This window comes from Hymenobacter coccineus, assembly GCF_001816125.1.
In the GTDB taxonomy this organism is placed as follows: domain Bacteria; phylum Bacteroidota; class Bacteroidia; order Cytophagales; family Hymenobacteraceae; genus Hymenobacter; species Hymenobacter coccineus.
In genome coordinates this window covers 1-4,661 of record NZ_MDZA01000174.1, presented here as the reverse complement: position 1 = coordinate 4,661, position 4,661 = coordinate 1, and the positions used below count along the sequence as shown (strand labels likewise).

Below are 4,661 nucleotides of genomic sequence, written 5' to 3'. Positions count from 1 at the left end.
GGGCCGGTCCGATTCCATCGAACGCGGGCAGGTGCTGGCGGGCGCGGCGGGCGCGGGCCGGGGCCGAGAAATAGGTGCGGGGGTCGAAAGCCACCCCGTTTTTATCGGCCAGCGCCACCCAGTAGCGGGCGGGTGGCGCGGCCGGTGGGGCCCCGGCGGCGGGGCCCGGCCAAGGCCCCCAGGCAAGCAACAAGAAGGAAACGGCGCACAGTAACAGCGGAAAGTCCAAAGGTAACCCTGGCCGGCCGTGCCCGTTTCAAGCCCAACACTGCGCGGGCCCGCCGGCCGCCGCCGGGCCCGCGCTTCTCCCTCACCCTTCTTGCCTCACACCCCATGATGCGCTCCTTCGCCCCCGCCCTGCTCATGGTTGCCGCGCTGGCCCTGCCCGGCTGCAACCAGAAAGAAATTGCGGCCTTGCAGCAGCAAAACAGCGACCTGACCAAATCGCGCGACCAGTTGCAGCTCGAAAAATCGGCCCTCGCCGCCGAGAAAAACCGCAGCGAGGAAGACCTGCGCGGCAGCCTGCTCAGCAAAAACAACCAGGTGAACCAGCTCAACTCCACCCTCGGCACCACCGAGCAGGACCTGGCCGGCAAAAACGCCCGCATCGCCGAGTTGCAGCGCGTGCTTGACGAGAAGGACGCCGCAACCAAAGCCCTGCGCCAGCGCGTGGGCGATGCCCTGCTCGGCTTCAACGCCCAGGACCTGCAAGTGAACGTGAAAAACGGCAAGGTGTACGTGTCGCTCTCCGAGCAGCTGCTCTTCAAATCGGGCTCGACGAAGGTTGACCCCAAGGGCCAGGACGCACTAATTAAACTCGCCAACGCCCTGCGCGACAACAAGGACGTGAACGTGCTCGTGGAAGGCCACACCGACAACGTGCCCATCAAGGGCGTGGTGAACGGCGCCAAAGACAACTGGGACCTGAGCGTGCTGCGCGCCACCGAAATCACGCGCCTGCTCACCTCCGCCGGCATGGACCCCGCCCAGGTAACGCCCTCCGGCCGCGGCCAAAACCTGCCCGTGGCCGCCAACGACACGCCCGCCAACAAGGCCCTCAACCGCCGCACCGACATTATCCTGACGCCGAAACTCGACGAGTTGTTCTCAATCTTGAACCCCAACTAGGATCGCAGATTTTGCAGATTTTAAAAGGGATTTCGCAGATTCTTGTAGCCCGCTTCTTTTTTGGAGCGGGCTATTTTTTTGGGTTTTAACGAAGCGTTTATAAATCAGGCTTTCCTGGCCGAAGTTTAATAGCAGGCCTACTTCCAGGCGGTAGGCGTTTAGGTAGTTTATTATTTGCGCGTGGTGAACTGGGGTTAGGTCGGCCGTTGCTTTCAATTCCAGCAATATTGCTTCTTCTACCAGGAAATCAACGCGGCGGCTTCCAACCGGCTCTTCACGGTAGTACAGGGGCAAATGCACTTCACTCTCAAAATTCAACCCTTCGCGGCGCATCTCAATCGCCAGGCAGCGCTGGTAAATCCCCTCCGGAAATCCTGGCCCAATCTGCTTATGCACTTCCATCGCACAACCAATTATTCTCCTCGTCAAATCCTTAAATTTATAGTCTTCCATAAATCGCAGATTATGCAGATTTGAAGAGATTTTGCGGATTGCGGAAATTGAATCTGCGAAATCCCTTTAAATCTGCATAATCTGCGATCATAGGCTGTACTTGGCTAACAGGTATATGAGGGCGGCCATGCTGCCGGCGCCCAATTCTAGCTCGCGGCGGTTCACTTTGTCGAAGGTGTCGGCGGCGGTGTGGTGAATATCGAAGTAGCGCTGCGAGTCGCAATCGTAGCCGATGAGGGCCTTGGGATGCACGGCGGCTTCGAGGGGCTCGATGTCGGTGCCGGAGTGGCCGGGCACGATTTCGGCAGCGTGGTAGGGGCGCAGCAAGGGGGCCCAGGCGACGATTTTGCGCTGCGCCTCGGGGTTGCCCTGCACGGCAAAGCCGCGGGGCGTGAAGCCGCCGCCGTCGCTCTCGATGGCCGCCAAGTGGGTTTCCTTGTTCGCCTGGGCCAGGCGGGCGTACTCGTTGCCGCCGCGGGTGCCGTTTTCCTCGTTCATGAAGAGCACGGCGCGCACCGTACGCTCGGGCTTGAGGCCGGCGACGCGCAGCAGGCGCAGGGCTTCCATGCTCTGCGTCACGCCGGTGCCGTCGTCGTGGGCCCCCTGGGCGAGGTCCCACGAATCGAGGTGGCCGCCGACGGTGATGATTTCCTGCGGGAATTTCGAGCCCCGGATTTCGCCCACCACGTTGTAGCTTTTCGCGTCGGGCAGCATCTGGCAGCCCATTTCCAGCTCAAATTTCAGGTTCGGGTCGGCCTTGAGTAGCAGGCTGAGGCGGTCGGCGGCCAGGGTGCTGAGGGCCGCACCGGGCACTTTGGTAGGCGCGTCGCCGTAGTTAGTGGTGCCCGTGTGGGGGTTGTCGTCGCGGGCGCTGGTGAGGGAGCGCACCAGTGCCCCCACGGCGCCGCGGCGGCCGGCCTCGGCGGGGCCGCTGCGGCGCTGGTCGCCGGCGGCGCCGTAGGCCGAGCCGGGCTCGATGAGGGCGTCATCAAAGGGCCGGTTGAAGAACACGAATTTGCCTTTTACGGCCGCATCGGGCAGCTTCTTCAGCTCGTCGAGGCTGTGCACCTCCACCACGCCGGCGCGCAGCTTGCCGCCGGTGCCCACCGAGTTGCCCAGGGCGCACACCGCCACGGCCACCCCTTTGCCCTTGTTGCCGATGATTTCGCCGCGCTCCTTGGGGCCCCGCACCCAGTGCGGCACCATCACTTCCTGCAAGTACACCTTGTCGAAGCCCGCTTTTTCCATCGTGCGCTGGCCCCACTCCACCGCCAGCTGGGCCTGGGGCGAGCCCGAGAGCCGCCCGCCAATGGTGCCGGTGAGGTAGCGCAGGTTCTCGTAGCACTGCCCGCGCAGCAGGGCCTCGTCGAAAATGCGGCGGATGTTGAGCGAGTCGGTTTTGGGCCCCACGGGCGCGGTTTGGGCCCGGGCGGCGGGGCCTCCGGCCAGCAGGCCGGCCAGAAGCAAAGCGGAAAAGTAGCGCATCGGTTGAATAATAAAAAGGCTAGGCAATCGGCCAAAAGTACCCATTATTGCCGCTTGGGCCCCACGCCGGGCCACAGCCCGCGCTGCCGCAGCATCCGGGCCACGGGCGAATCGGGGCGCAGCAGGGGGATGAGGTCGCGCCAGGGTACGTTCACTGTGACGACACCCAGCGAGGGCAGCTCGTCGTCGCCGTAGGTAGACAACAGTCCGGTATAGGTCAGGCCGAGGCCATCGGGTAGGGAAACAAGCTGGTCTGCGTCCCACTGCTCCATATTAAGGCTCGAGTCGCCATCCCTGGGTGGGTCGTGCCGCAAGTGTTGGGTGATTATTTTTTGCAGCCGCAGCGCCATGCCAGGTCGTAGCTGCTCGGCCAGCAACAACTCATCGCCGTTCACCAAATCGTAAGTAGTGTTAGTGGCGCTGTGGTTGAAGTGAGCCGCTCCATAAGAATAATACGCTTGGTAAGTAGTGAAAGAGAGTAGGCCAAACTCATTCAGGACTCATTCAGGTTTAGCCTTTCAACAGTTTCATTGGTTTCGGTGCAGCTGCCGTCACTGCGCACAAATTTTTGCAACTCGGCCGCGCGGCGGGCCGGTACGGGGCACTGCAAGCCGCGCAACGCCGGGCGCAGGGTATCGGGGCCCAGCAAGTGCACGTAGGTGCGGTTGACCACCGCCGGCTGGCGGCGCGGCGAATCCAAAGCTGGCAGTTCCGGCTCGGCGGCGGTCGAATCTTTAGGCTCGGCGCCGTCCTCGGTTTCGGGCGTGCATAATGGTCCTTCCGCCGAATCTTCCACGAGGTCGTAGCGCGCGGCCATCTGCTGGCCCTGCGCGTCCTGGTAGGTTTCGTGCAGCTCGAAAAGCAATTGCCGGCCAGTGGGGCTCGTCCAAGTGCCGGTCAGTACGGGGCCCGCAGGCTGCGCGGCGCGCCAGCGGCCGGTTTCCTTTTTATTGTCTACTCAACTAGCACCAAGGGCCCCGGGGCCCGGTATTCGGCCGGCGTGCCCAAGTACAACTCACCCTGATTACCACGGCCATAGAAGTAGCGGCCCTCGCAGCCGGCGGGCTTTTTGTCAGCTGCTGGGATGAAAGTCAGGGTCATCGTTACGGACCGGCCACCCACCGTACTGCCGTAACGGCGGTAGCCCAAGTAGGGCACCGGAGTAGCCGCAGATATAGGTGCCACAGCTGTAACCGCCGGTTTTTTATTCGGCGAATCGCACCCGTGCAGGGCCCCCAGCGCAAGGGATATTCTCAGCAGTGCTCCGTATTTCATGCGGCGAAACTAGCGCCCTTTAGTGGCTGCCCCGCAACTTTCTCCTCCCAAATTGTGGGCCCCTACTGGGCCCCGTAGTACCGCACGCGCACCGTGGCGGGGCCCTGGGCCGGCACGCGCACCTCGAACAAATAGCTGTACTCGTCGTCGCCGATTTCGGCCATTGGCGCAGGGGCCCCCAGCGCGGCCAGCAGCGGCAGCAGCGTGTTGGAGTGGCCCACCACCACCACGGCTCGGCCGGCGTAGGCGCGGCGCAGCGTATCGGCCAGGGCCCCCGGCTGCTGGGCGCGGTACACCTGCGGGGCCAGGCCGGTGGCGGC

Annotated in this window: 7 protein-coding genes and 1 pseudogene; 1 reads left to right on the top strand and 7 read right to left on the bottom strand. The window is 63.4% G+C overall.

What is annotated here, in order from left to right; all coding sequences use genetic code 11:
• A partial coding sequence (locus BEN49_RS11390; RefSeq protein ID WP_141765650.1) for a hypothetical protein occupies nucleotides 1-190 on the bottom strand: 190 nt, incomplete at its 3' end.
• Nucleotides 191-333: 143 nt separating this feature from the next.
• Here BEN49_RS11390 and BEN49_RS11385 point away from each other — a divergent pair.
• The gene (locus BEN49_RS11385; protein ID WP_070743462.1) at nucleotides 334-1,128 is read left to right on the top strand and encodes an OmpA family protein; all 795 of its coding nucleotides are present in this window, start codon (nucleotides 334-336) and stop codon (nucleotides 1,126-1,128) included.
• Here the strand turns inward: BEN49_RS11385 and BEN49_RS11380 are convergent.
• From BEN49_RS11380 to BEN49_RS27905, 6 genes and pseudogenes are all read right to left on the bottom strand, one after another.
• Complete coding sequence (locus tag BEN49_RS11380) at nucleotides 1,108-1,581, bottom strand: GxxExxY protein (RefSeq protein WP_083326001.1); 474 nt, start codon at nucleotides 1,579-1,581, stop codon at nucleotides 1,108-1,110. The two genes, BEN49_RS11385 and BEN49_RS11380, sit on opposite strands and share 21 nt — an antisense overlap.
• A gap of 87 nt (nucleotides 1,582-1,668) precedes the next feature.
• The gene (locus BEN49_RS11375) at nucleotides 1,669-3,066 is read right to left on the bottom strand and encodes a M28 family peptidase (RefSeq protein ID WP_070743456.1); all 1,398 of its coding nucleotides are present in this window, start codon (nucleotides 3,064-3,066) and stop codon (nucleotides 1,669-1,671) included.
• A 44-nt stretch (nucleotides 3,067-3,110) separates the two neighbouring features.
• Nucleotides 3,111-3,464 carry a hypothetical protein gene (locus BEN49_RS11370; protein ID WP_070743452.1) on the bottom strand — a complete coding sequence of 118 codons (354 nt, stop codon included), beginning with the start codon at nucleotides 3,462-3,464 and terminating at the stop codon, nucleotides 3,111-3,113.
• A gap of 95 nt (nucleotides 3,465-3,559) precedes the next feature.
• The gene (locus BEN49_RS11365) at nucleotides 3,560-3,931 is read right to left on the bottom strand and encodes a hypothetical protein (protein WP_070743448.1); all 372 of its coding nucleotides are present in this window, start codon (nucleotides 3,929-3,931) and stop codon (nucleotides 3,560-3,562) included.
• Between the two features lie 89 nt (nucleotides 3,932-4,020).
• Nucleotides 4,021-4,251 carry a hypothetical protein gene (locus BEN49_RS11360; protein WP_125916766.1) on the bottom strand — a complete coding sequence of 77 codons (231 nt, stop codon included), beginning with the start codon at nucleotides 4,249-4,251 and terminating at the stop codon, nucleotides 4,021-4,023.
• A gap of 152 nt (nucleotides 4,252-4,403) precedes the next feature.
• Nucleotides 4,404-4,661 (bottom strand): annotated as a pseudogene (locus BEN49_RS27905) (hypothetical protein); the annotation flags it as partial.